Annotated in this window: 28 protein-coding genes, 4 tRNA genes and 2 pseudogenes; 7 read left to right on the top strand and 27 right to left on the bottom strand. The window is 62.2% G+C overall.

Translation table 11 applies throughout. The annotated features are described in order from the left end of the window. Positions 1–14: 14 nt before the first annotated feature. The 12 genes and pseudogenes from rplJ to X733_RS01000000165990 all read right to left on the bottom strand — a co-directional run bounded on the left by rplJ (position 15) and on the right by X733_RS01000000165990 (position 8,702). A complete protein-coding gene (gene rplJ, locus X733_RS157150; RefSeq protein ID WP_023667437.1) occupies positions 15–533 on the bottom strand; it encodes a 50S ribosomal protein L10 in 519 nt (172 codons plus the stop codon). Positions 534–907: 374 nt separating this feature from the next. After that, positions 908–1,606, bottom strand: coding sequence for a 50S ribosomal protein L1 (gene rplA, locus X733_RS157155; protein ID WP_023667438.1), 699 nt, complete (start codon positions 1,604–1,606; stop codon positions 908–910). 4 nt (positions 1,607–1,610) lie between these two features. Continuing rightward, positions 1,611–2,039, bottom strand: a complete 429-nt coding sequence (gene rplK, locus X733_RS157160) for a 50S ribosomal protein L11 (protein WP_006333334.1) — start codon at positions 2,037–2,039, stop codon at positions 1,611–1,613. A 172-nt stretch (positions 2,040–2,211) separates the two neighbouring features. After that, complete coding sequence (nusG, locus tag X733_RS157165) at positions 2,212–2,739, bottom strand: transcription termination/antitermination protein NusG (RefSeq protein ID WP_006333333.1); 528 nt, start codon at positions 2,737–2,739, stop codon at positions 2,212–2,214. 27 nt (positions 2,740–2,766) lie between these two features. Beyond that, positions 2,767–2,970, bottom strand: a complete 204-nt coding sequence (gene secE, locus X733_RS157170) for a preprotein translocase subunit SecE (RefSeq protein ID WP_023667439.1) — start codon at positions 2,968–2,970, stop codon at positions 2,767–2,769. A gap of 491 nt (positions 2,971–3,461) precedes the next feature. After that, positions 3,462–3,929 carry a hypothetical protein gene (locus X733_RS157175; RefSeq protein ID WP_050588468.1) on the bottom strand — a complete coding sequence of 156 codons (468 nt, stop codon included), beginning with the start codon at positions 3,927–3,929 and terminating at the stop codon, positions 3,462–3,464. A 73-nt stretch (positions 3,930–4,002) separates the two neighbouring features. Then, entirely contained in the window at positions 4,003–4,548 is a 546-nt protein-coding gene (locus X733_RS157180; RefSeq protein ID WP_023818202.1) for an Hsp20 family protein, read from the bottom strand. A gap of 125 nt (positions 4,549–4,673) precedes the next feature. Continuing rightward, entirely contained in the window at positions 4,674–4,856 is a 183-nt protein-coding gene (locus X733_RS1000000169450) for a hypothetical protein (RefSeq protein WP_155924168.1), read from the bottom strand. Between the two features lie 119 nt (positions 4,857–4,975). Continuing rightward, positions 4,976–5,051, bottom strand: a tRNA-Trp gene (locus tag X733_RS157185). Between the two features lie 160 nt (positions 5,052–5,211). Next, entirely contained in the window at positions 5,212–5,694 is a 483-nt protein-coding gene (locus X733_RS157190) for a group II truncated hemoglobin (RefSeq protein ID WP_023743052.1), read from the bottom strand. A gap of 198 nt (positions 5,695–5,892) precedes the next feature. Continuing rightward, entirely contained in the window at positions 5,893–7,527 is a 1,635-nt protein-coding gene (locus X733_RS157195; protein WP_023743053.1) for a hypothetical protein, read from the bottom strand. Positions 7,528–7,675: 148 nt separating this feature from the next. Continuing rightward, a pseudogene (locus tag X733_RS01000000165990) lies at positions 7,676–8,702 on the bottom strand (elongation factor Tu). Between the two features lie 312 nt (positions 8,703–9,014). Between X733_RS01000000165990 and X733_RS157200 the strand changes: the two are divergent. Next, positions 9,015–9,902 carry a DMT family transporter gene (locus tag X733_RS157200; protein WP_023681464.1) on the top strand — a complete coding sequence of 296 codons (888 nt, stop codon included), beginning with the start codon at positions 9,015–9,017 and terminating at the stop codon, positions 9,900–9,902. A 65-nt stretch (positions 9,903–9,967) separates the two neighbouring features. Here the strand turns inward: X733_RS157200 and X733_RS157205 are convergent, their stop codons facing one another. Continuing rightward, positions 9,968–10,225, bottom strand: a complete 258-nt coding sequence (locus X733_RS157205; RefSeq protein ID WP_023688411.1) for a GlsB/YeaQ/YmgE family stress response membrane protein — start codon at positions 10,223–10,225, stop codon at positions 9,968–9,970. Positions 10,226–10,355: 130 nt separating this feature from the next. On the opposite strand from X733_RS157205, the gene X733_RS157210 reads away from it, so the two are divergent. Further along, positions 10,356–10,832: a YidB family protein gene (locus X733_RS157210; RefSeq protein WP_023741371.1), complete on the top strand. Its 477-nt coding sequence runs from the start codon at positions 10,356–10,358 to the stop codon at positions 10,830–10,832. On the opposite strand, the gene X733_RS157215 is transcribed toward X733_RS157210, so the two are convergent. Next, on the bottom strand, positions 10,829–11,716 hold the full coding sequence (locus X733_RS157215; RefSeq protein ID WP_023741372.1) for a helix-turn-helix transcriptional regulator: 888 nt from the start codon (positions 11,714–11,716) through the stop codon (positions 10,829–10,831). The genes X733_RS157210 and X733_RS157215 overlap by 4 nt on opposite strands. Positions 11,717–11,814: 98 nt before the next feature. Between X733_RS157215 and X733_RS157220 the strand changes: the two genes are divergently transcribed. After that, complete coding sequence (locus X733_RS157220; RefSeq protein ID WP_023688409.1) at positions 11,815–12,204, top strand: VOC family protein; 390 nt, start codon at positions 11,815–11,817, stop codon at positions 12,202–12,204. A gap of 16 nt (positions 12,205–12,220) precedes the next feature. Here the strand turns inward: X733_RS157220 and X733_RS157225 are convergent. The 3 genes from X733_RS157225 to X733_RS1000000167770 form a co-directional block, all read right to left on the bottom strand. Further along, positions 12,221–12,294, bottom strand: a tRNA-Gly gene (locus tag X733_RS157225). Between the two features lie 28 nt (positions 12,295–12,322). Next, positions 12,323–12,407: transfer RNA gene (locus tag X733_RS157230), tRNA-Tyr, on the bottom strand. Beyond that, positions 12,386–12,619 carry a hypothetical protein gene (locus X733_RS1000000167770; RefSeq protein WP_023818201.1) on the bottom strand — a complete coding sequence of 78 codons (234 nt, stop codon included), beginning with the start codon at positions 12,617–12,619 and terminating at the stop codon, positions 12,386–12,388. Before X733_RS1000000167770 ends, X733_RS157230 begins: the two co-directional genes overlap by 22 nt. Between X733_RS1000000167770 and rlmB the strand changes: the two genes are divergently transcribed. Next, positions 12,618–13,469 carry a 23S rRNA (guanosine(2251)-2'-O)-methyltransferase RlmB gene (gene rlmB, locus X733_RS157235; protein WP_023667451.1) on the top strand — a complete coding sequence of 284 codons (852 nt, stop codon included), beginning with the start codon at positions 12,618–12,620 and terminating at the stop codon, positions 13,467–13,469. The two genes, X733_RS1000000167770 and rlmB, sit on opposite strands and share 2 nt — an antisense overlap. Positions 13,470–13,512: 43 nt before the next feature. Here the strand turns inward: rlmB and X733_RS157240 are convergent, their stop codons facing one another. The 3 genes and pseudogenes from X733_RS157240 to gcl form a co-directional block, all read right to left on the bottom strand. Further along, positions 13,513–14,400 carry a 2-hydroxy-3-oxopropionate reductase gene (locus X733_RS157240; protein WP_023818200.1) on the bottom strand — a complete coding sequence of 296 codons (888 nt, stop codon included), beginning with the start codon at positions 14,398–14,400 and terminating at the stop codon, positions 13,513–13,515. 218 nt (positions 14,401–14,618) lie between these two features. Continuing rightward, positions 14,619–15,416: a hydroxypyruvate isomerase gene (gene hyi, locus X733_RS157245; RefSeq protein ID WP_023715773.1), complete on the bottom strand. Its 798-nt coding sequence runs from the start codon at positions 15,414–15,416 to the stop codon at positions 14,619–14,621. Positions 15,417–15,584: 168 nt separating this feature from the next. Further along, positions 15,585–17,286 (bottom strand): annotated as a pseudogene (gene gcl, locus X733_RS01000000165985) (glyoxylate carboligase). Positions 17,287–17,490: 204 nt separating this feature from the next. On the opposite strand from gcl, the gene bhcR reads away from it, so the two are divergent. Both bhcR and X733_RS157255 read left to right on the top strand, forming a co-directional pair. Further along, positions 17,491–18,309: an HTH-type transcriptional regulator BhcR gene (bhcR, locus tag X733_RS157250; protein WP_023681470.1), complete on the top strand. Its 819-nt coding sequence runs from the start codon at positions 17,491–17,493 to the stop codon at positions 18,307–18,309. Between the two features lie 20 nt (positions 18,310–18,329). Next, positions 18,330–18,719, top strand: coding sequence for a hypothetical protein (locus X733_RS157255; protein ID WP_245271306.1), 390 nt, complete (start codon positions 18,330–18,332; stop codon positions 18,717–18,719). 76 nt (positions 18,720–18,795) lie between these two features. Here the strand turns inward: X733_RS157255 and X733_RS157260 are convergent, their stop codons facing one another. The 3 genes from X733_RS157260 to X733_RS157270 form a co-directional block, all read right to left on the bottom strand. Further along, complete coding sequence (locus tag X733_RS157260; RefSeq protein WP_023667455.1) at positions 18,796–19,104, bottom strand: BA14K family protein; 309 nt, start codon at positions 19,102–19,104, stop codon at positions 18,796–18,798. Between the two features lie 202 nt (positions 19,105–19,306). Beyond that, the gene (locus X733_RS157265; RefSeq protein WP_023818198.1) at positions 19,307–19,516 is read right to left on the bottom strand and encodes a hypothetical protein; all 210 of its coding nucleotides are present in this window, start codon (positions 19,514–19,516) and stop codon (positions 19,307–19,309) included. Between the two features lie 120 nt (positions 19,517–19,636). Further along, positions 19,637–19,819, bottom strand: a complete 183-nt coding sequence (locus X733_RS157270) for a hypothetical protein (protein WP_023667458.1) — start codon at positions 19,817–19,819, stop codon at positions 19,637–19,639. 158 nt (positions 19,820–19,977) lie between these two features. Between X733_RS157270 and X733_RS157275 the strand changes: the two genes are divergently transcribed. After that, positions 19,978–20,053, top strand: a tRNA-Thr gene (locus X733_RS157275). Positions 20,054–20,180: 127 nt separating this feature from the next. On the opposite strand, the gene X733_RS157280 is transcribed toward X733_RS157275, so the two are convergent. The 4 genes from X733_RS157280 to X733_RS157295 form a co-directional block, all read right to left on the bottom strand. After that, the gene (locus tag X733_RS157280; RefSeq protein ID WP_245260196.1) at positions 20,181–20,708 is read right to left on the bottom strand and encodes a DUF2569 family protein; all 528 of its coding nucleotides are present in this window, start codon (positions 20,706–20,708) and stop codon (positions 20,181–20,183) included. 166 nt (positions 20,709–20,874) lie between these two features. Further along, a complete protein-coding gene (locus tag X733_RS157285; protein WP_023688400.1) occupies positions 20,875–21,564 on the bottom strand; it encodes a TetR/AcrR family transcriptional regulator in 690 nt (229 codons plus the stop codon). Between the two features lie 69 nt (positions 21,565–21,633). Further along, positions 21,634–23,061, bottom strand: coding sequence for an amidase (locus tag X733_RS157290; RefSeq protein ID WP_023695353.1), 1,428 nt, complete (start codon positions 23,059–23,061; stop codon positions 21,634–21,636). A gap of 97 nt (positions 23,062–23,158) precedes the next feature. Then, positions 23,159–24,193, bottom strand: a complete 1,035-nt coding sequence (locus X733_RS157295) for an extracellular solute-binding protein (RefSeq protein WP_023715777.1) — start codon at positions 24,191–24,193, stop codon at positions 23,159–23,161. Between the last annotated feature and the right edge of the window lie 210 nt (positions 24,194–24,403).

Genomic DNA, 24,403 nt, shown 5'->3' with positions numbered 1-24,403 from the left:
AGCGAGGAACGGCCTCATGCCGCCTCGTCCTTCCGGGCGTAAGCGCCGATGACGCGCGCGACCGAAGCCGCTGGCGCATTGACGATCTGGGCGATCCGGGTTGCCGGCGTGGCGATCATGCCAACCAGCCTGGCGCGCAACTCATCGAGCGACGGAAGTGTGGCGAGTGCCTTCACACCGTCGGCGTTGAGCGAGGTGGTGCCCATTGCGCCGCCGAGAATGACCAACTTGTCATTTCCCTTGGCGAAATCGGACGCGACCTTCGGCGCCGCAATCGGATCCTCCGAATAAGCGATCAGCGTCTGTCCCTTGAACAGGTCGATGATCGATGCGGAGTCCGTGCCCTGAAGAGCGATTTTGGCGAGACGGTTCTTCGCGACTTTGACGGTGCCACCGGCAGCGCGCATTTTCGACCGAAGGTCGTTCATTTGCGCGACGGTGATACCGGCGTAGTGGGCCACGACGACTGAACCAGCGCCTGCAAAAGCACCATTCAGGCCCGTGACGAGTTCGCGTTTTTCCGCTCTGTCCACTGCCTATCTCCAGTTGACCCCTGCCCCGCTAGTGGGACAGGCGTCGGGTTGCCTTTTTGCCGGCCGGGCCATCCATTACAGATCTCCCGAACGACGCTCGAGGATCCTGCCCCCTTTCGCCACATCGACGGCAAGCCGGAGATGCGCAGACAAAAGGCAAACACGGTTCGAACCTTTCATTGGAGCTTGTCGCTCCGTTGTCCGGTTTTCACCCGTCTCATGCAGGCCCAATTCAATTAAGGCTTCTGGGCCGCCTGCAATCTCGGACAGGATGTCCGGAAGCCTCTCGACTTCCGGTACCGAGCCGCCGACAAGTCGGAGGCCCGGAATTCACTTGCGGATCAGCGCCTTGGCAGCCGATCCAGATGTTCGTATCAAGACGCTGCGAGCGTCGAGACGTCGAGCTTGAGGCCCGGGCCCATCGTCGAGGTGACCGACACCTTCTTGACGTAGTTGCCCTTGGCCCCAGCCGGCTTTGCCTTGGTCACGGCATCGGCGAAGGCGCGGACGTTTTCTTCCAGCGCCTTGACGTCGAACGAGACCTTGCCGACGCCGGCATGAACGATGCCGGCCTTCTCGACGCGGAACTCGACAGCGCCGCCCTTCGATGCCTTGACGGCGGCGGCGACGTCGGTGGTGACGGTGCCGACCTTCGGGTTCGGCATCATGCCGCGCGGGCCCAGCACCTTGCCCAGACGGCCGACCAGCGGCATCATGTCCGGCGTGGCGATGCAGCGATCGAAGTCGATCGTGCCCTTCTGGACGATGTCGACCAGATCCTCGGCACCGACGATGTCGGCGCCGGCGGCGCGAGCCTCATCGGCCTTGCCGCCACGTGCGAACACGGCGACGCGGACAGAGCGGCCGGTGCCGTTCGGCAGGTTGACCACGCCGCGGACCATCTGGTCGGCATGGCGCGGGTCGACGCCGAGGTTCATCGCAACTTCGATGGTCTCGTCGAACTTCACCGTCGAACGGTCCTTGAGCAGCTTCAGCGCCTCACCAAGGGCATAGGCCTTGTTGGGGTCGATGCCGTCGCGGGACTTCGATACACGCTTTGCAATCTTTGCCATGATCTCAGCCCACCACTTCCAGACCCATCGAGCGGGCGGAGCCCTCGACCATGCGCATGGCCGCCTCGACGTCGTTTGCGTTCAGATCCTTCATCTTCTGTTCGGCGATGGCGCGCACCTTGTCGCGACCGATCGTGCCGGCCTTGATCTTGCCCGGCTCTTTCGAACCTGACGTCAAGTTCGCCGCCTTTTTCAGGAAGTAGCTCACCGGCGGCGTCTTCATGACGAAGGTGAAGGACTTGTCCTGGTAATAGGTGATGACGACCGGGATCGGCGATCCCTTTTCCATTTCCTGGGTCTGCGCGTTGAACGCCTTGCAGAATTCCATGATGTTGATGCCGCGCTGACCAAGTGCCGGGCCGATCGGCGGAGACGGCGTAGCCGATCCCGCTTTGACCTGGAGCTTGAGCTGGCCTGCAATTTTCTTAGCCATCTCTTTCCTGCCTTTATCTCATGCCGGCCCCAGTATCGGGAACACCGGCGGTTGCAGTCTGGTGGTGCGGTCCGCGCGGCCGGCTAAAGCCGCATTCGCCTCCCACCCGTTCATGGCCGCGCGCTTTCCGCGCCGCCTCCCCTTGCCGGCGAACCGGCGCAGGGTTTTCGGATCAGCCCTTTTCGACCTGTCCGAATTCCAGATCGACCGGCACGGCGCGCCCGAAGATCGAAACTTCCACCTTGAGCCGCGCCCGCTCCTCGTCCACTTCCTGGACGAAACCGTTGAACGAGGCGAACGGACCATCCGAAACGCGGATCGCCTCGCCGATCTCGAAAGTGACCGAGGGCTTCGGCCGCTCGACGCCTTCCTGAACCTGGTTCAGGATGCGCTGCGCCTCGGCTTCGGTGATCGGCACCGGCTTGGAGTCACCGAGGAAGCCGGTGACCTTCGGCGTGTTCTTGACCAGCGAGAACACCGCATCGGTCAGATTGGCCTTGAGCAGCACATAGCCCGGAAAGAACTTGCGCTCGGCATCGACCTTGCGGCCGCGGCGGATTTCGACGACCTTCTCGGTCGGCACCACGATCTGCTCGATATCGGCGGACAGGCCCTTCTGCTTGGCCTTGTTCTCAATGTCCTCGGCGACCTTCTTTTCGAAGTTCGAATAGGCGTGGACGATGTACCAGCGCGCGGTCATTTCAAGACTTCTCCGTAATCGCCGGACTTAATGGCCGAGGCTCAGTAACCGCTCGATCGCGTAGCCCATAGCCACGTCGGCGGTGAAGAAAAAGATCATCGCGATGACCGCGAATACGAGCACCATCACCGTCGAGATCATCGTCTCCCGGCGCGACGGCCAAGTCACCTTGGCGGTCTCCGCGCGGACCTGCTGGAGAAAGACGAAAGGATTTGTGGTTTTCGAAGCCATATGCCGCTCTGTCTTCAAGACCCGTTGGCCGGGTCTCCTGGATGATCCCGCTGGCCGGGACGTGCCGCCTGGGTTCAAGTCGGCACCGAATCAGCGCCATTTCGCCCATGCAAATCGGACGCGTAAAGCCGGCTTCCCAGCTCCACGCGTCGCGTGTCTGTTCTGTCTACATAAAACCGATTCTTGATCCACGCAAGTGGCAAGTGTCCGCTTTATGACCAAACGCCGCCTCGGAACCATCCAGTCGTCCCGTCCCGGCTATCGGGACCTTATGCCTCAGTTCACCCAATATGGCAAGCCGCCTGCCGTTTTTCAATGCCAGACCCTAATTCCGGAGGGTGCATCCGGAAGATCAGGCACGTGATTACAAGTTCCAGGAAATGGCGTTGGGGACGAACCTGCGACCTGCTGTTTTGGAAACCAAATGAAGCGCACGCAAGATTGGAATCCAGCTGCCCATGCCGAGGCAGCTGGATCTACCCAGGGTTAGCTCAGGCGCAGGCGAGTTCGACTCCGGCCACTGCGCCGATTCCGCGTGGCGGGCGTGGGCGCGGCGCGATCACTGCCGGGCACGGGGGCGGGTCGTCGTCATCGTCGGGGCCGAAAGAACGGCCCCGACGCCGCCAAGCCTTGAGAACGCTGCGGCGCGAGGAGGGTCGCCAAGGCAGCACCCGGCCTGAAGTCTCTTTCCCCAGCGTGGGTTTCTCATCCAGAGCCTTCAACGCACTCAGAATCTGGTCGACAGGGATTACCGTGCCGTTGTCCAGGCGGCGCAAGGCAGGCTGGTTTTCCACCGCGCAGGCATCGGACGCCCACGAGGAAAGCAGTGCCCGCTTTTCTCCACTGCTGAGGCGTGGATGGTTGATGACGTTGTCTGGATTGTCGAGCAGGCACAAAGAAGTTTCAATTTTGCCCGAGCGTGCCGCAGAAAGTGTCGGTGTCTCGTAGAAGTTGTCCATCTCCATTCTCCGCAATCTGGGCCTCCCGGCCGAAGCCGGGAGGCGGACCGCAGGGATAACTGAATCGATACGATCAGGCCGCTTTGCGGGTGCGTTCCGTATCCTGGGCGATCTGCTTGCCCACCTGGGCGTCGCCGGCCCCGATGCTAATGCGGCGCGGCTTCAGCTCTTCGGGAATCTCACGGACGATGTCGATGGTCAGGAGACCGTTCTCAAGGTTTGCTGCCTTGATCTTCATGTGGTCGGCAAGCTTGAACGTCTGCCTGAAACTGCGGTAGGCGATGCCCTGGTGCAGCAGCTGGCGTCCGCTCTGGTCATCAGCCTTCTGGCCTGCCACGACCAGTTCGGGTCCATGCTGGGTCAGCTCAACCTCATCCTGGCTGAAGCCCGCGATGGCCATCGAGATNTTCTGGCCTACCACGACCAGTTCGGGTCCATGCTGGGTCAGCTCAACCTCATCCTGGCTGAAGCCCGCGATGGCCATCGAGATACGGTAATCGTTCTCGTCGACCTTCTCGATGTTATAGGGTGGCCAGTCGGGCCGCGTACCATTGTCGGGCATGTCGAAAAGACGGTCAAAACCGACGGTGCTGCGATAGAGAGAGTCAAAGGTTCTCATAGCCACATCCTCCTTGAAGCAACATGGGTACAAGGGCGCCGCCAGCAGCGCCGCCTTTTGCCAAGCCAATCGGCCTCGGCGGGAAACGAATTAGGAAGGGCTGAAAACCGGTTCAAGAGCCCTGTTCAAAAAAATTCCAGTAGCCAGGCCAGCATCCCGCTTCCAATAATTCGCAGCCGCTGAAAAGCAGCTGGCGGCAGCAAAATAGGCCTATTCTGAATGTGAACGCAAATGGCAATTGGCTCGCCAATGGCAGTTGAATCAAGGAAATTGGTTCGTGGAAATACGCCGACTTCGGCATTGCGCATCAGCGCTCTCGCTCTGCGCATGCCTTCGGAACGTCGCTCGTCGAGTGCGCGGCTTCAGCCCAACCAAACGAGGAGCCAAAACAAGGCGTTTCTAAAATGCCGGATTCCAACGAGGAAAATGGCACGGGCAGCAGGGCTCGAACCTACGACCTGCGGTTTTGGAGACCGCCGCTCTACCAACTGAGCTATGCCCGTACGCGCGTTTCAGCGCAGGCGCTTCCTAAAAGCTTCCGGGCGCGCTGTAAAGAGTTGTCTGACGCGCTTTCAGATCCTTTGCCGGAAATCCGGATAGGTGATGACCAGCCCGTCCCTGCCTATGTCGATTTTTCGCCTGCCTGAAGCCGCATGCCGGCGCTCAGCCCCCGGCCGGCGGCTTGTACGGCCCGCCCGGCACGCCCCAGCCCCAGGCCGGCATCGGTTCGGTCTGCGGGTCGCAGGTCTCGCCGAGGGTGGAATTCATCCTGGCAAGCCGTGAGCCCCATTCGACATAGCCCATGAAGGCGGAACGGAATTCGGGATCGTCCGGCAACCCGACCGCATCGGCGGCATCGGCAAGCAGGCTGATCCAGCGGCGGCGCTGTTCCTCCGTCAGATGCTTGCCCAAGTGATGCATGACCATCTCGCGATGGCCGCCATGCTGTTCGCTGTAGGTCTTGGGTCCGCCAAAAACTTCGCCGATGAAGGCCGCGACATGCGCGGGATGATCCGGCGACATGTGTTTGAACACCGGGCCGACCACCGGGTCGCGCGACACCTTGTCGTAAAAGGTTTCCGTCAGCCGGTTGAGGGCTTCGATGCCGCCGGCCCATTCGTAGAGTGTCGGGATGTCCTGGCTCATTGTCGATCCTCCGCCAGCCCGGCGCCGGCACGAAGATAGCGGAAATCGCACCCTGCTCAACCTGCCTCGACGGCGAGTGTGAACCCGCCGCCCTACAATTTGGCGGGGCGATTCGGCGTGATGTCGCTTGCCGGCGTCGCCTTCCTCGGCTCCAGCACGCCCATCCGACCCCTTTCGCTTCCATGAGGATAGGCACGATCAGCCATTGGACGACGGCACCACGCGGCAATTCTCAGGTTTCGGCGCCGATTTGCAGATGCTGGACCCCGTCAGCGCATCCACCGACTGGCGCTCGGTTGTCAGGCCGACCTTCAGCATCATGTCGGGTTCGAGCTGGCGCTCGACCGAACTGCCCTGGAGCGCCCTGAACAAAGCGGGGCTGATCGCCATCTCGTCGAGGTAGGACTTGACCGCCTGCTTCTGCCCCATCAGATAGAGGCTGAGCCGCACCTGGGTACCGACAAGCCGCCTGGCGCCACCGGCCAGCATGAGCGCGCAAGCCGAATCGCAGTCGCCGTCGCCATCGACGCTCAGCCCGGCATAGGCGCCTTCCCTGGCCAGGCAATTCCACTCTGCCGGGTCGCAGCCGACGAAATCGGTGCGGGCAACGGCAACGTCGAGCTTCTTTTCATGGATGATCCGGCCCGCCGCCAGGGCGCCGGAGAGGTCGCCGCCTCGCGAGCTGATCACCACCGGCAGCCGCCGGTTGCCAAGCGTGGCGAGCAATTGGCTGAGTTTCTGCGGCGTCTGGGGCGTAATCGCGCCTTGCGCTGCAATCCATTCCGGGCAGTCGGGATTGCAGAGCGGGTTGCTGCCGCGAACCACGACAAAGCGCATGCCGTCATCGTGCGGCGCGCTCTCCGGCTTCACCGGCAGCGGCGCAGCCTTTGCCACATCCGGCAGGCCGCCGGCTGGCTTGTTCGCCGGTATTTCCCGGCAATTCGGAGCCGGAAGGTCCAGCCTGCACAGGCTTGCGCTGGTCAGCAGATCTGCAGCGTCTTCGCTGGTGACCAGCTTCATTGTCAGCATGTCGCTGAGGTCGATCTGCTGGATGTCGCTGGCCGGCGTGCTCTTCATCGTCTCGATGATGCTGAGGTCGACACCCATCTCCTTGAAATAGGCGGACAGCTTGCGCTCCACCCCCTTGCTCATCTCGTAGGTCTTGTAGCTGCCGGTGTTCTTGCGGCTGACGACCTTCTTGCTGATGACCCGCTTCTTGCCTTTCACGATCCGGTAGCGGACCTGATATTGCACGTTCATCTGCACGATCGTGGTGGTGATCTGGTGGACGCCGAGATAGGCCAGCGGCCCGACCAGGCGCCTGGTGCCGCCGGCCAGCATCATTGGACAAGCGGATGCGCAATAGCTGCCGAGCACATAGGGGCTGCCGATATAGTGCGCGCCTCTGGCGTCGTTCTCCTTGCAGTTTTTCACCCCTGGCTCGCAGCCGACGAACCAGGTCCTGCCGACCGCGATGTCGAGCTTGTTCTTGCGCATCATCCGGCCCATGGCGATGGCTGCATCGACATCGCCGCCGGGAGAGTTGATGACGATCGGCAATTTGCGGCCGCCGAGCGTTTTCAGGGCAGCCTTGAGCAGCGCCGGCGACTTGGCCGATATCGCACCCTCGGCCGATATCCATTCCGGACAGCTCGGCTCACAGCCCGCCGCGTCGCTGCGCACGACGACGAACCGCATCGGCGGATCCGGATCCGGCTCTGAATTTTTTGTCTCGGCCGCCAAGGCGGCAGTGCCCATGGCAAACATCGACACCAGGCAGATCAGCCCCAGTGCCCACCATGACCGACTATGCAAACGGTGCTGTGGAACCATCCGACCAAGCCCTCAATGCAATCTATACTGTAGAGGCTCACAGACTTGCAACAGAGATTGGGACCCCAAAACAGGCACATCTGGCCAACGAAAAAGGGCGGCCCGAGGGCCGCCCCTATCCGTTTCGATCCGGCGATGCCGGGCTCGATTACTCTTTGATGGTGACGACGATGCCGGCACCGACGGTGCGGCCGCCTTCACGGATGGCGAAGCGCAGCTTCTCTTCCATGGCGATCGGCACGATCAGCTCGACATCGACGGTGATGTTGTCGCCGGGCATAACCATCTCCGTGCCTTCCGGCAGCGACACGATGCCGGTCACGTCGGTCGTGCGGAAGTAGAACTGCGGACGGTAGTTGGTGNTTGTCGCCGGCCTGGCCCTGATCGAGCAGCTTGCGGAACATCTCGACGCCCGTGCAGGTCGTCTTGGTCGTCGGACGGATGCCGATGATTTCCAGTTCCTCGCCGACCTTGACGATGCCGCGCTCGACGCGGCCGGTCACGACCGTGCCACGGCCCGAGATCGAGAACACGTCTTCGATCGGCATCAGGAACGGCTTGTCCAGCGGACGAACCGGGGTCGGGATGTAGGCATCGACCGCAGCCATCAGCTCGCGGATCGCATCTTCGCCGATGGTCTTGTTGGAATCTTCCAGAGCAGCCAGCGCCGAACCCTTGACGATCGGAATGTCGTCGCCGGGGAACTCGTTCTTCGACAGAAGCTCGCGAACCTCGAGCTCGACCAGTTCGAGCAGCTCGGCNTCGTCGACCTGGTCGACCTTGTTCAGGAACACCACGATCGACGGCACGCCGACCTGACGGGCAAGCAGGATGTGCTCGCGGGTCTGCGGCATCGGGCCGTCGGCGGCCGACACCACCAGGATCGCGCCGTCCATCTGCGCGGCGCCGGTGATCATGTTCTTCACATAGTCGGCGTGGCCGGGGCAGTCGACATGGGCGTAGTGGCGCGCTGCCGTCTCGTATTCGACGTGCGCCGTCGAAATCGTGATGCCGCGGGCCTTCTCTTCGGGCGCCGCATCGATCTGGTCGTAGCGCTTGTACTCGCCAAAATACTTCGTGATCGCTGCCGTCAGCGACGTCTTGCCATGATCGACGTGGCCAATCGTGCCAATGTTCACATGAGGCTTGTTACGCTCGAATTTACCTTTTGCCATAGTCTCTTTCCTTGGACGGCCTTGACCTTCAGTTCAGTCGAATGCGGGGCGATTAGCGACTACGGCCGAAAAACACAAGTGCCTTGTGGCCGGGTGCGCTGTCCACTCGGTGCGAACCGATGATCCGATTGCGGGATGTGGCGCTGATATAGGAACGCGCGAGCGGAAATGAAATGGGGGCTGCGGGCTCCAGCACCTGTTTGCTATTCCCGCCCATGTCCTGTCCCGCCCATGTCCTGGCCTTTGCCTGCCGGATGTGCAGCCAGCGCCTGGCCCATTGCCGCTACGGCGGCGGTCTGATTTGGTTGCCCCATGCAATTCATACCGACCTCCATACGCGGCCCGCTGTTCATGATCGTTTCGACGGGGTCGTACCTCGTCAACGACACGATGATGAAACTCGCGACCGCGGGCTTGCCGTCCTATGAAGTGCTGTTCCTGCGCGGGGTCGCGGCCACGCTATGGGGCATGCCGCTGCTGTTCCTGCTGGGCTATGGCAGGCAGATTCCATTGATCTTCGACAAACGCGTGCTGCGCCGCAACCTGCTCGAGCTGGCGGCCATCCTTTGCTACGTCGTGGCGCTGGCCAACATGCAGATCGCCGATTCGACCGCGCTCGGGCAGATCACCCCGCTTTTGATGCTGGTCGGCTCCTCCATCCTGTTCGGCGAACGGATCGGCGGCGTGCGCATGGCGCTGATCGGGCTTGGCTTCATCGGTGCGCTCATGGTGGCCCAGCCGACCATGCAGGGCATCTCGGTCTATGCGTTGCTGGCGCTCGGCAACGCGGCATTGGCGGCGGCGCGCGATCTTGCCGGCAGGCGGGTCGCGGCCGAGGTGCCGGGCATGATCGTCGCCATTTCCGCCGTCGTGGTGGTGCTGATCGGCGCGGGCGCCGCGCATCTCGTTTCCGAGCGCTGGGTGATGCCGGAAGCCCGGCACCTGCTGCTCATGGCCGGCGCCGGATTTTTCCTGATCTTCGGCCATTTCTTCATCTTCATGGCCTATCGCGTCGGTCCCACCGGCGTCGTGGCGCCGTTCTACTACTGCTTCACCGTCTGGGCGGTCATCTCAGGCGTTCTGGTGTTCGGCCAGTTCCCGAATGCCCTGGCGGTCTGCGGCATCCTGCTGGTGGTTGCGAGCGGGCTGACCATCGTCTCGCTTGATGAACGCAAGCGCAGGCTGACCGTCGTCGCCTGACCTTCAAGTCAACGCGTCGAAGCAGGTTTGGCCGTCCTGCGGTCAGCCAGTCGGCAGACTAGTGCCTAAAGCGTTCGCTTGCCGGAGAACTGGTGATAGGCCCACAGCACGACCACCGCGCCGATGATGGCGACGATCAGGCTCCAGATGTTGAGGCCGGTCACGCCCGTGGCGCCAAAGGCGCTGAAGATCAGCCCTCCGACGATGGCGCCGACAATGCCGAGCACGATATCCATGATCAGGCCCTGGCCGGTCTTGTTGACGATCTTGCTGCCGATAAAGCCGGCGATGACGCCGAGGATGATCCAGCTGATAATGCCCATTTTTCCTCTCCATTCCCCGCCCGCCGATCATGGTCACATGATTGTCAAAAGCTCAAGCCAACTTGAAATTCCGCCCGCATGGTCCATTGTAGCCGGCGGGACGGGCTTGGTCGTTATGGAGGATTGACCTATGGGACTCTTTGACAACGCCGTACCCGGCGGCAACATCACCAAACCGCTGATGATCGCGCTCGGCGCGCTTCTGGTGGGAAAGATGCTGAGCGGCAGAAGCGCCGAACAGACGAGTGCCGGAGAGACGGGCGAACCCGCTCAGCCTCAAACGCCAGCCCCCACCGGAACCACGGCCTCCAGCGACGGCGGCCTGCTCGGCGGACTGGGCGGACTGCTCGACAAGCTCAAGAATGCCGGCCAAGGCAATGTCGCTGACTCCTGGGTCGGCACCGGACAGAACCAGCCGATCAACGCCAATGATCTCGGCAAGGCGATCGGCCCGCAGGTCATTCGAGAGATCGCGCAAAGGACAGGACTGGACGAGCAGGAGTTGCTCAAGCAATTGTCCACAGCCCTGCCCGGCATTGTCGACAGACTGACGCCGAACGGACAGGTGCCGCAGCAACACCAGGTCGCGTCCGCCTTCAACAGCTAGACTTCTGCGCCTGCATCACGCGCAAACACGCCCGGCACCGCCTTGCGGCTGTCGGGCGTTGCTGCGACCAGCGCCGCGAACCGCCTGGCAGTCGACGCATCGACCGGCGTGTAGACGGAAACCGAGAAATCACTGTCGCGGCCGCCCGGCTGCAGCGTGGCGAAATCGAACGACATCGCGCCGGCGACAGGGTGCCGGATGGATTTCCGCCAGATCGGTGGCTCGGCGATGTCGCGGCTGTTCCAGCACGTGGCGAACGCTTCGCTTGCCGCTTCCAGTGACGAAACCAGCGCAGCCAGCACCGGATCGCGAGTCATGGCGACAGTGGCAAGCCGGAACTGCGCCGCCGCCGAGCGCGAAACCTCCGGCCAGTCGACAAAGCGCTGCCGCCATTCCAGGTCGAGAAACAGCCGGGCGAGCAGGCTGCCGGACCACTCATCATCCGTCTCGAAATCCCCAAGCAGCACCGCCGCCGGATGGTTACAGGCGACGACCTGCCAGTAGCGATTGACGACATATGCCGGGTGCGGCGCCAGCCCGTCGAGCAGGCTGAGCAACGGCGCGCTGGGCAGGCCTTGCGCGCCGAGCCGGTTTCGCCAATCGAGATCGGGCCGCGCCAATTGGAAGAGATAGGCCTGCTCCGACCGGCTCAGTCTCAGCACCCGCGCCAGCGAGCGAAGCACCTGCGGCGACGCGTTCACCTCCCGTCCCTGCTCGAGCCAGGTGTACCAGGTGGTGCTGATCCCCGCCTCGGCGGCGACCTCTTCGCGCCTGAGGCCCGGCGCCCGGCGGCGGCCATTGGCGCCATCGATCCGCGGCAAGCGGTCCCGCCGCTCGCGCAGGAAGCGGGCAAGCTCATCGCGCCGTGGGCCGTCGTATGGCATGCAGTCACCTCCGATACCAGTATAAGCTATAGTCTTGTACTACTTTAAAGGAAAGCTAGGTTGCGGGCGACCGAACATCAGCCCACGGGACTTCGACAATGAACGCGCTCAATGAAATCCGTCAGATCGACTACACCGTCATCTTCGCCCGCGACATGGCCGCCATGCGGCACTTCTACGGGGATGTGATGGAATTTGATCTGCAGCGCGAACTCGGCGACAGGTGGATCGAATATCGGGTCGGCCCGAACACGCTGGCCTTGACCAGCCTCGGCATGATGTTCAACGACACGCCGCAGCAGCGGGATGCGCTGTCGCTGCAGCTGGCATTCCGGGTGGCGCCGGAGATGGTCGCTGCCTGCGCCGAGGCGCTTCAGGCCAAGGGCGTGCAGCCGGTCCTGCCGCTCACCGACCAGGAATGGGGCCACAGAACAGTGTTCTTCCGCGATCCGGACGGCAACGTTGTCGAGATATTCGCTGAGATCTGATGCGGAGTGGGGAGTTTGGAGCGGGTAGCGGGAATCGAACCCGCATATTCAGCTTGGAAGGCTGCTGCTCTACCACTGAGCTATACCCGCATCGTCCTCAAGGTTCGCGGGCTGGCAGTGGTGGAGAGGGTTGGATTCGAACCAACGTAAGCTAAGCTAACGGATTTACAGTCCGTCCCCTTTAACCACTCGGGCACCTCTCCAGCCTGCCGTCGAAGCCTTGCAACGAGGCATTCTCGCCGATCAGGTCGAAACCAGGGTTTTGTCCGAAATCAGCGAAGCGCCTTATGGCGGCAAGGCCAGTGGGTGTCAACCGCACCCCAAGGCAAAATGCGCTGAATTTGACAGCCTGCCCGGCAAGCCGGGTTTCTGCCTGTATCCACAGCCCGGCGACGCGGCTATAGAAGCCGGCCATGAGCAATGACAACACGCCCAAGACCGCCAAAGACACCCATTACGCCAAGCTGCGCCGCGCCCATCGCGACGAGAAGGCCGGCGGCGCGCCCGCCTTCCGGCCGCGCCAGCCGGTGCCGCCGGGCGAGAACGCCGCCGACGGGCTGGTGCGGCTTTATGGCCTGCACACGGTGCGCGCCGCGCTCGACAATCCGCGCCGGCGGATCAGAAAGATGTTGGTGACGCGCAATGCCGCCGAGCGGCTGGCGATCGCCGACCTCGCCGCTTTGCCGTTCAAGGCCGAACTGGTCGAGCCGAAGGACATCGACAAGATCACCGGTTCGGACGCCGTCCACCAGGGCGTGCTGATCGAGGCCGAGCCGCTGAAGCCCAAGCGCCTTGACGCGCTCGGCGATACCAAACTGGTGCTGGTGCTCGACCAGGTCACCGACCCGCACAATGTCGGCGCCATCCTGCGCTCGGCGGTCGCCTTCGGCGCCGGTGCGCTGATCACCACGGCCCGCCACAGCCCGCAGGAATCCGGCGTGCTGGCCAAATCCGCCTCCGGCGCGCTGGAACATATCGACCAGGTCGAGGTGAAGAACCTCGCCGACGCGCTGGAACAGCTGCACGAAGCCGGCTTCCAGACCATCGGCCTCGATTCGGACGGGCCGGCCGAACTCGAAACGAGTTTTTCAGGCGAAAAGATAGCCCTGGTGCTCGGCGCCGAAGGCAAAGGCCTGCGCCAGAAGACGCGCGAGACGGTGACGACACTCGCCCGCCTCGACATGCCCGGCGCCATCCGCTCGCTCAACGTGTCGAACGCCGCGGCGGTGAGCCTTTATGCGGCACGGAAGTTCCTTGGAAAGTGAATAGTGAATGCTGAATGGAAAGCGTTCTTACCGTCACCGTTCACTATTCACCCACTTCATGCCCCGCCATCCGCTCCAGCGCCCGCACCAGCGCCGAATGATCCTCTTTCGCCCCGCCATTCGCCGCGCACGAGTTGAACAGCTGCTGCGTCGTCGAGGTGTTGGGCAATGAGACGCCGAGCGCCTTGGCGCCTTCCAGCGCCAGGCTGAGATCCTTCTGGTGCAGTTCGATGCGGAAGCCCGGCGCGAAGGTGCGCTTTATCATGCGCTCGCCATGCACCTCGAGGATGCGCGATGCCGCCAGCCCGCCCATCAGCGCCTGCCGGACCTTGGCGGGGTCGGCGCCGGCTTTTGCGGCAAAGACCAGCGCCTCGGCGACCGCCTCGATGGTCAGGGCTACGACGATCTGGTTGGCAACCTTGGTGGTCTGGCCGACGCCGTTCGGGCCGACAAGCGTGACGTTCTTGCCCATCTTTTCGAACACGGGCTTGGCGCGCTCGAACGCCTTGTCCTCGCCGCCGACCATGATGGTCAGGGACGCCGCCTTTGCGCCGACCTCGCCGCCCGACACCGGCGCGTCAAGATAGTCGCAGCCGAGATCGTTGATCTTTTTGGCAAAGGTCTTGGTCTCGATCGGCGAGATCGAGCTCATGTCGATGACGAGCTTGCCCTTGCTCAGGCCGGATGCAACACCATTGTCGCCGAACAGCACCTCGGCAACCTGCGGGGTGTCAGGAACCATGGTGATGACGATATCGGCGGCTTTCGCCACTGCCGCGTGGCCGGTGATGCTTCTCAAGCCCTTGGCGACGAGGTCGGCCGGCGGCTTCGAGCGGTGGTCGCTGGCAATGACGGTGTAGCCGGCATCCAGGAGATGCCCGGCCATCGGCGCGCCCATAATGCCAAGGCCGATGAAGCCGATGGTTTCCATTGTTTTCTCCTTTGTTGAGGCTGAGTTCCTTCGCGCCCCCCTCTGGCCTGCCGGCCATCTCCCCCACTTGTGGGGAGATTGGCAGTTTCGGCGCCTCGCTCACCCTGCAATGTTGGGGATTGGCGAAAAGCCGGGATGACGTCCGATCTCCCCACCTGTGGGGGAGATGGCCGGCAGGCCAGAGGGGGCGCGAAGGAACGCGACTTCAATCGTAACAGCTAAGCCGCGGCACTCCCCTGCCCGTTAAGCTCCCGAAACCACCCCAGCCCAGCCTCCGTCCCCGCCTTCGGTTTGTATTCCGCTCCGACCCAGCCGGAATAGCCGATCCTGTCGATATGCTCGTAGAGGAAGGGATAATTGATCTCGCCCGTCCCCGGCTCGTGACGGCCGGGATTGTCCGCAAGCTGGATATGCGCGATGCGGCCGAGGTTGGCCTCGATGGTACGGGCGAGATCCCCCTCCATGATCTGCATGTGATAGATGTCGTATTGCAGGAACAGGTTCTTCGAACCGACGCGCTCGATCAGCGCCAGCGCCTGCTCCGAATAGTTCAGGAAAAAACCCGGTATGTCGCGCGTGTTGATCGGCTCGATCAAAAGCCGGATGCCGGCCTGCTCCAGTTTCTCGGCTGCAAACGCGAGGTTCTCGGCTAAAGTATTTTCCAGCACCGAACGATCCACGCCCTGCGGCGCGATGCCGGCGAGGCAATTGACCTGCTCGCAGCCGAGCGCATGGGCATAGCTGATCGCCTTGGCGATGCCTTGCCGGAATTCCGGCGCGCGGTCGGGCAAAACCGCGATGCCGCGCTCGCCGTTGCCCCAGTCGCCGGCCGGGAGGTTGAACAGCACCTGTGTCAGGCCGTTCTTCTTCAGCCGGGCCGCGACCACGTCAGGCGTATGATCATAGGGGCCGATATATTCGACGCCCTTGAAGCCGGCGCGGGCTGCGGCATCGAAGCGATCGAGGAACTCATGCTCGCCAAAGAGCATCGACAGATTGGCTGAAAAACGCGGCATTCTTTTTCTCCTTCTTCTGCTTGGCCCTAGGCGTGTTGAGATTCAGGTCGGGCAGAGTCGAAAACGGTGACTTTCGAAAACCGGAGCGGAACGTACTTTCTGTACGTGAGCACCGGAAGCGCAGGAAGGCGCCGTTTGCAGGCCTGTCTCACCTGAATATCGGCGCGCCTAATCGAGCAACACAATCGCCGTTGGCGCATCCTCATGGCTTTCGGCAAGGTCCTCGAATTCGGTGATCTTGTCGATTTCCGTGCCCATGGAAATGTTGGTGACGCGCTCGAGGATGAATTCGAGCACCACCGGCACCTGGTATTCCTTCATCAGCCGCTGCGCTTCCTTGAACGCGCCGGCGAACTCTTCCGGTTTGCGCACCCGGACCGCCTTGCAGCCCATCGCTTCTGCGACCGCGACATGATCGACGCCGTAGCCGGCCTCCGGATCGTTGGCGCGGTTGACGTTCTCGAAGGCCAGGCTCACCTCGAAATCCATCGCAAAACCGCGCTGCGCCTGGCGGATCAGGCCGAGATAGGCATTGTTCACGACGACATGGATATACGGCAGTTTGTGCTGTGCGCCGGCCGCCAGTTCCTCGATCATGAACTGGAAGTCGTAGTCGCCCGACAGCGCCACGATGGTGCGATCCGGATCGGCGGCGCGCACGCCAAGCGCTGCCGGCAGCGTCCAGCCGAGCGGGCCGGCCTGGCCGCAATTGATCCAGTTGCGCGGCTTGTAGACATGCAGGAACTGCGCCCCGGCGATCTGCGAGAGGCCGATCGTGGTGACGTAGGTGGTGTCACGGCCGAACGNGGGTCTGGCATTCCTTCGCCCAGCCCGACCAGTCGCGCAGCTTTCCTGCCGTCTTCCATTCGGTGGCGACGTCGAGCAGCATCTTTAGTGCCGCACCGGCGTCCGAGACGACGCCGAGATCCGGCGCGAACACCCGGCCGATCTGGGTCGGTTCGATGTCGACATGGATGAATTTCTTGCCCTTGGTGTAGACATCGACCGAACCGGTGTGGCGGTTGGCCCAGCGATTGCCGATGCCAAAGACGAAATCGGCTTCCAACATCGTCGCATTGCCGTAGCGGTGCGAGGTCTGCAGCCCGCACATGCCGGCCATCAGCCGGTGATCGTCGGGGATCGTGCCCCAGCCCATCAATGTCGGTATGACCGGCACGCCCGTTATCTCGGCGAATTCGATCAACAGATCCGACGCATCGGCGTTGATGATGCCGCCGCCGGCGACGATCAGCGGCTTTTCCGCGGCGTTGAGCATCGCCAAGGCCTTTTCGGCCTGGGCGCGCGACATTGCCGGCTTGAACGGGACAAGCGGCTCGTAGGCATCGATATCGAATTCGATCTCGGCCAATTGCACATCGACCGGCAGGTCGATCAGCACCGGACCAGGCCGCGACGAGCGCATCAGGTGAAACGCCTTCTGCAGCGCCATCGGCACGAGATAGGGCTCCATGACCGTGACCGCCCATTTGGCGACGGGTACGGCTATGGCGGCGATATCGACCGCCTGGAAATCCTCCTTGTTGAGCCGTGCCCGCGGCGCCTGACCGGTGATGCACAGGATCGGGATGGAGTCCGCCGCCGCCGAATAAAGCCCGGTGATCATGTCGGTACCGGCGGGGCCGGATGTGCCGATGCAAAGCCCGATATTGCCCGCCTTGGCCCTCGTATAACCTTCGGCCATGTGCGAGGCCGCCTCGACATGCCGCGCCAGGATGTGGCGGATCGAGCCCCTCGCCTTCAGCGCCGAATAGAACGGATTGATCGCCGCGCCCGGCACGCCGAAGCCGCAGGAAATGCCTTCCTTTTCGAGAACGAGAACCGCTGCATCGACAGCGCGCATCCTGGCCATGTCCAGCCTCCTCAAGATTGTTGGTTGGTTGACAATGCCAGTGTCGTTTTCATTTTTCAATTTTTTCAGAATAATTTTTCATTTCGAGAAAACCCCTTCTATACACTGATTCCACTGGCTTTTTCGTTTTCCGTGAATCCGGCCATCAAAATCGATGAAAAAGTTTTTCATTGCGATTTCGGCGAAACCGGCGACAATGCCGCCATGGAAACCAGCGAAAAACGCCAGCGCGGCCGGCCGCGCGCTTTCAACGGTCCGTCCGAGGCCGGTTCTGTACAGTCGCTGGACCGGGCCTTGCGCATCCTGGCCATCGTCGCTGAAGGCAGTGGCCTGTCGCTGAGCGAGATTTCGGCGCGTAGCGAGCTCGCGGCGTCCACCGCCTACCGCATGCTGACGACGCTGCAGAACCACGGCATGGTCGAGTTCGATACATCGGACCAGCTGTGGTCGATCGGCGTCGAGACCTACCGCATGGGTGCCGCCTTCCTGCGCCGCCGCAAGCTTGTCGACAGGGCCCGCGTGGTCATGCAGGAATTGATGGAGAAGACCGGTGAAACCGCCAATCTCGGCGTCGCCGAGGACGATTGCGTCGTTTTCGTCAGCCAGGTCGAGACCCATCAGGCGATCCGCGCCTTCTTCCGCCCGGGCACGCGCAGCTCCTTCCATGCCTCGGGCATCGGCAAGGCGGTGCTGGCGCAGCTCGAGCCGGAACGCGTCGCCGCCATCCTGCGCAAGTCGGGCCTGCAGCGCTTCACCGACAAGACGCTGTCCGACATTTCGGCGCTGGCCCATGACCTGGCTGTCATCAAGCACCGCGGCTGGTCGGTCGACGACGAGGAGCGGCATCCCGGCATGCGCTGCGTAGCCGCCGCCATTTTCAACGAGTTCGGCGAGCCGATCGGCGGTGTCTCGGTCTCCGGACCGACGGTGCGGGTGACGATGGAGCGGCTGGACGAGATCGGGCCGCTGGTGCGCGACGCCGCCGCTGAGGTGACGAGGATGATCGGCGGGTTCCGATTATAATGCGGAGAACGCTTCAGCTTTTGCTCGCCGCTTCACTGTGCGGATGCGTGGCGACGGCGCCCGAACCCGCCCCTGTCTCCCAGCAAGTCAGCGAGATTCCGATCTCGCTCGCTTTGGAGGAGACAATCACGATCGGCATTCGCCAGCATTTGCAGGATCCTGTATCCGCCAGATTCGGGCAGATGCGTGCCGGCGAGCGAACGCTCGACGGCCGCCGCGAAATCCTGGTCTGCGGCCATGTCGCTGCAAAGACGTCGTCCGGTGGTCATACAACAGACCAACCGTTCGCCGCCAAGATCTATCCGGATGAAGGAAGCAGCTTCGAACTCATCGCCATGGGCGATCAATCGCAGAATGCGAGTGTTGCCCGCATCTGCCGTGCAGCGGGATTGCCGATCTCCGAACCGTAGCCCGCACCGCGGCGCGCTCAAATCAGGAAGGAGGGGCTGCGTACAGCCCCTCCTTTCCGTGTGGGGGTGCCTCCTCCTAAAGGCGGCAATAGTGGCGGTAGCCGTCATAGCCGACATAGGTGTCGGAGTACGGATCGTAACTGGCGTAGCGGTTGGCGCAGCGGCGGACGTGCCAGGAGCCACCCTCGTCGTCGACATAGACGGTGCGGGGCTGCTGGTTGAGCAGGCTGCCGAGCACGAACCCGCCGACGCCGGCGGCGATGCCGATGCCGATTTCGCGGTTGTGGTGATGGCTGTGGGCGGCCGACGGCTGGACGGTGCCGACCAGCGAGGTGGCGGCGACAGTGCTGGCGATAAGAGCGGAAGCGATTTTGCGCGTGAACATGACGATCTCCTTGTTTCGTTGCGAGAGGCGATCCATCCGCCTCTTGATGATGGGTCGTTTCGGCGCGGAAAAAGGTTCGAAAGAATTTGGGATTTTCTTGAAGGCCGCAAATCAGCCGATGGAAACCAAGATCTGATCGATCGAGCGCTCAACGCAAAAAAGGGCGGCCGAAGCCGCCCTTCCGCGAGGCAGGTCGTCTCGCTCAAAGGAAGATGATCACCTTGCCGTGGTGATGATGATGCTTGTGGTGATGGTGCTTGTGTTGATGGTTCCACCACCACCAGGGCTTGTCGTGGTGCTTGTGATGATGGTGGTGATGATGGCTGTGAGCGGAGGACGACTGGGTACCGGCGAGCGCGCCGGTGGCGACGAAGATGGCGACCAGGCCCGAAGTAAGACTGCGCTTCAACATGATGATCTCCTTGATCGAGGCGACCATTCGCCTCTGGAGATCAGTCGCGGTGACGTGGTGAAATGTTCGAGGTTTTGAGCGAGTAGTGAGTAGTCAATGGTCCGAAAGGCGTTCGCCCATTCACCATTCACCATTCATCCCCATCCCAGTCACATGCCGCAGCCAAAACGCCATCGCGATAAAACCGACGATGGCGGCGATGCCGGTCCAGTCGACATTGGCGCTCTTCACGTCCCTGATGAGCTTTACCGCAAGCAGCCAGGCAATGACGACAAGCGGCAGGATGATGACAAGTCTGATCATGCGACACCCCGTTCGATGCGTTTGCACCTGAGAGATATGTAGGAATCGCATTGGCGGTTTTCAGCATGGCGGCCCGCCCACCTCGGCGGGGTCCATCAGCGATCGAAAACGGAGTTTTGTCTTTACTGGCGCAGGAAATATGCTAACCGGAGCGCCGTGCCCTTGTAGCTCAGCTGGTAGAGCAGCGGTTTTGTAAACCGAAGGTCGGCGGTTCGATTCCGTCCGGGGGCACCACCCCTTCGCTCTTCGAGCTTCGGGTGGCAGGCCACCCAAAGCTCGTTAGACGAAGGAGGACTGCCGACAGTTCTATTCGGCGGAGCTGGCAGCACGACATCAGGCCAACTCGCAGCCGTCGGACCTTCTAGGAAAATGTGGCAGCCTGTATGGCTGCCGTATCGCCGAACGTGTTCCTCACCCTAACCGACCTGTAGACGTAGGCGGCCCAGATCCCTGTGACTATGAAGGATGCCAAAGGTGTAACCAGAGCTCCTCCGGCAAGCAAACGGTTTACCGGGACACCAAGAACAGTCGATATCCAAACTGTGTCCAGTACGAATAAGAGAGGGATCGCGAACCACAGACATATGAACAGCTGCGGAAAGCGGTGGCTTCGCCGCAGCATCGAAACAAGCACGACCAGCTGAAGCACCAGAAATGCCAGATTGAGGGCTGCCTCGCCATAGATGGCCAAGGCCCCGTTGGGCACTGTAACAAGCTGTTGGTAGGTTTTGACCAGACTGGCCATATCGACAAGTGTGCGCAACGGCGAAAGGGACAGGCTGATCGCCAGCAGGATCAGCCAGCCGCCGAACCCCACGAGGTCATCTGGGCTCTGTGAGGATTTGCGCGACGACCGGACGGCGAAGAAAACCGGCACGCCAATCAGCAACAGAAGTATCGCCCAATGCCACATTTACCCACCCTCGAATACATCCCTGGGTTGTTTAGCTCGCACCTCTGGATTGTGCAAGCGTTTTTACAGAGATCAAGGCATCGTAGAGATTTTCGGGTTTAGGTTTGCAGAGGACGCTTTCGTCGCTCGCAATGGCCGCATCTCACCCCAAGTCAAAATGCCGCGGAAAGGCCTGGTGCAGCAGGAGCAGCATGGTCTTGCGCAGCACGTCGGTGTCGCGGCTGGACGGGTTGAGATGGTCCCAATACCAGGCGCCATGCACCAGATAGTTCAGGCTCTCCGACAGCGTGTCTATGTCGACGCCGGTGTAACCGCCGCTGCGTGAAATCTCGATCAGCAGCTCGCGCGCTTCGGCCGTGTAGGCGAGATCGCTCGGCAGGCCGATTTCATTGTAGATCTGCATGCTCTTGCGGTCGCTGGAAAACACGACGAAGACCGAGACCCATTTCGGATGCTGCCGGGCAAAGCGCTGCGCGCAATCGACCGCGCCCAACACCCGCTCGACCGGCGACAGGCCGGGCGCCCGCACCAGCGTCAGCCACAGCGCGTCATATTGGTCGCTGAGATATTGCAGGACGGCCCGGAACAGGTTCTCCTTGCTGCGAAAATGAAAGACCACCAGTGCGTTGGACGAGCCGACATGCTCGGCAATGCGCTGCATGGTGACGCTGGCCAGCCCCTCCTCCGCGATGAGCTCGATGGTGGCGTCGATGATGCGCTGGACGCTCGCTTCGCCGCGCTCGCGCCGGCGGTCCTTGGGCGCGGCGTCGTTCGCCGCACCCTTGGCCGCCTTGCTTTTTCCCGCATCCGGAGTGGCTATGCGTTGCGCCATTGTCGTCAGGCCTTTCCCCGGCGGCCGAAACATCCCGCCGCTGCCTTGGCATGCCGGCGCCCTGCGGACTCACAGCGCCGGGCGTGTCCCGGCATTCGTGTACCACTGACCACGAGCCGTCTCATAGGCCATACCCGCCCGGAACACGTCGGCGTCGCTATAGGTGCGGCCGACAATCTGGATGCCTGTCGGCACGCCGTTGGCGGCGCGGCCCGACGGGATCGACAGAACCGGGCAGCGGCTCAGCATGTTGAACGGCGTCGTCATCACCCAGCCCAGCGACGGGTTCACCTCTCGTCCATTGATCTCGACCTTGCCTTTGGTCTGATCGAATTCCGCCGGCACTGCGGGAAGCGCATTGGTCGGGCAGATCAGCACGTCGTATTTTTCCAGCAAAGGCCCCAGCGTCAGGTACATCCTGGCCGCCACATCGAGCGTCGCGACAAAATCCGTCGCCTTCGACTTCTGCCCGTCCTGCGCGAACTGCCTGGCATAGCTGGTCATGTCCTTGCCGTTCTTGGCGAGCAGCGGCGACAGCGAGGCGCCGAAGAGATGTTCGAGATAGGCCATGCCGGCCTTGAGCACCTCGTCGCCCCAGCCGAGGTCCACCTCCTCGACGGTGGCGCCGAGCGAGCGGAACACATCGCAGGCAGCGAGCGTGTTCTTGCGCACGTCCGCATCCACCTCGAAGGACCCGAGATCCATGGAGAATGCGATCTTCCAACCCTTGATCGGCTTGTAGTCGAGCGGCAGGCGCAGTTTCGGGCGCAGCGTGGCGATGTCGAGCGGGCTCGGCCCGGCCATGACGTTCTGCAGCAGGATCGCATCCCCGACGTTTCGGGCCAAGGGCCCGGTGTGGCAGTAAAAATCGAGATTGAACGGCGGCTCATCGGGATTGCGGCCGTAAGGCGGCTTGAAGCCGACCAGGCCGCAGGCCGAGGCAGGGATGCGGATTGAGCCCGCTATGTCCGAGCCGGTTGCGATCGACGACGTGCCGGAGGCCAGCGTTGCCGCCGAACCGCCCGACGAACCGCCCGGCGTGAAATCCGGGTTCCAGGGGTTGCGCGTGACGCCCCAGCGCTTCGACCAGGTATAACCGGCGCAGCTGAATTCGGGCGTCGCGGTGCGGGCGTGGACGATGCCGCCGGCCTTCATGACACGCTCGTTCATGGTCGAGGTATGGCCGCCAATGGCGTCCTTCGACAGCAGCGAGCCATGCGATGTCGGCTTGCCCTTGATGTAACTCTCATCCTTGATGCCGATCGGCAGGCCCTCGAGCGCGCCGGTTCTGGCGCCCTTGGTGTATTTCGCCTCGGCTTTTCCGGCGAGAGCCATCGCCTCGTCGAAATGCGTGAAGGTAAGGCAATTGATCGTCGCCTTGGTCGCCTCGGCGCGGCGGATGGTGGCCTGCATCAGTTCCACAGGCGACAGTTTCTTCGCCTTGAACAGCCGCAACGCCTCGCTGGCCGGCATGTAGCAAAGGTCGAGATCGGACATCGAAAATCTCCCGCGGCTGCTTTACGGCATCTGGCATTGGGGATGGCCGAGCCGCGATGCGCGGCCCGATGTTGGTCAGCTTCGGCCGGCGGCGCTGCTATTTCTGCAGATCGGTCCAGATCCTGGTGTAGAGCGCCTGGACGTCGGCGGGACAGGCCGACATGAATTGGCCCTTGTCGGCAAATTCGGCCGGAACATCCACTTCGGGCGCGCCCTTCATATCGGCCGGCAGGAAGGGCTCGGAGCCCTTGATGCCATTGGCGTAGTGCGCGAAGGCCGAGATCATCGCTGCATTCCTGGGGTCCATGATGAAATTCTGGAAGAGCTTGGCGTTCTCGACGTTCTTGGCATCCTTGAGCACCGCGACACTGTCCATCCAGATTGGAAAGCCCTCCTTGGGATAGCCGTAGACGATCTTGTCGTTCTCCAGCCGCTCGCGCAGCGATATGCCGTTCCAGTTGACGCCGGCGGCAATGTCACCCCTGCCGAGACCGTCGACGGCCGCATAGTCGAGCGACAGCCATTTCGCTTTCGCCTCGATGAGCTTGTCATGCACCTTTTTCAAAAGCACCTTGTCGTCGGTGCAGTACTTACCGCCCTCATAGGCAATGGCGAGGAACATGATGTCTCCCATTTCGGGCACGACATTGATCTTGCCCACGAGTTCCGGCGGCGGATCGAGGAAAATCGCCGAGGTGTTCGGATCGCCCGCATAGACCGATTTGTTGACCGAGATGCCGGTCGTGCCCCATTGCCACGGCACCGAATATTTGCGGCCGGGGTCGAACGGCACGTCGACCCATCTCGGATCGACGTTTCTAAAGTTCTCCATCGTGTTGGGATCGGTTTCCAAGAGCAGGCCTTCGCTGATCCAGATCGGCATCACGCTGGCCGATGGAACGACGATGTCATAGCCGGAAGCGCCCTGGCGGACCTTGGCCAGAGCCGTATCGTTGGAGTCGTAGTCGGTGACGGTAACCTTGACCTTGTAGGTTTCCTCGAACTTCTTGATCAGGTCCGGGCTGGTGTAGTTGCCCCAATTGTAGATTTGGAGTTCGCCCTCGGCGCGGGCAATGCCGGTCATCGCCAGCAGCGACAGGCCGAGCGCCGTGGCGGTCGATTTCAACTGCATGCTTGTGTCTCCCATTGTTGGGACCGGCGGGATTGCGCCTCGAGTCCCTAAGTTCCCTTCGTCCTGGTGATCATTCACCGGCGAATGCCGGCTGACCAACTCGGTATCTCGGCAACGGTATTAATTACTAAACATACAGTCAATATCTTTTGCGACACAACTGCATGATCGGCACCGGCAGTGCGCCGGCGAAGCCGACATGATATGGTC

The organism is Mesorhizobium sp. L2C066B000 (assembly GCF_000502335.1).
Taxonomy (GTDB): domain Bacteria; phylum Pseudomonadota; class Alphaproteobacteria; order Rhizobiales; family Rhizobiaceae; genus Mesorhizobium.
This window is presented reverse-complemented; position numbering and strand designations above follow the sequence as displayed.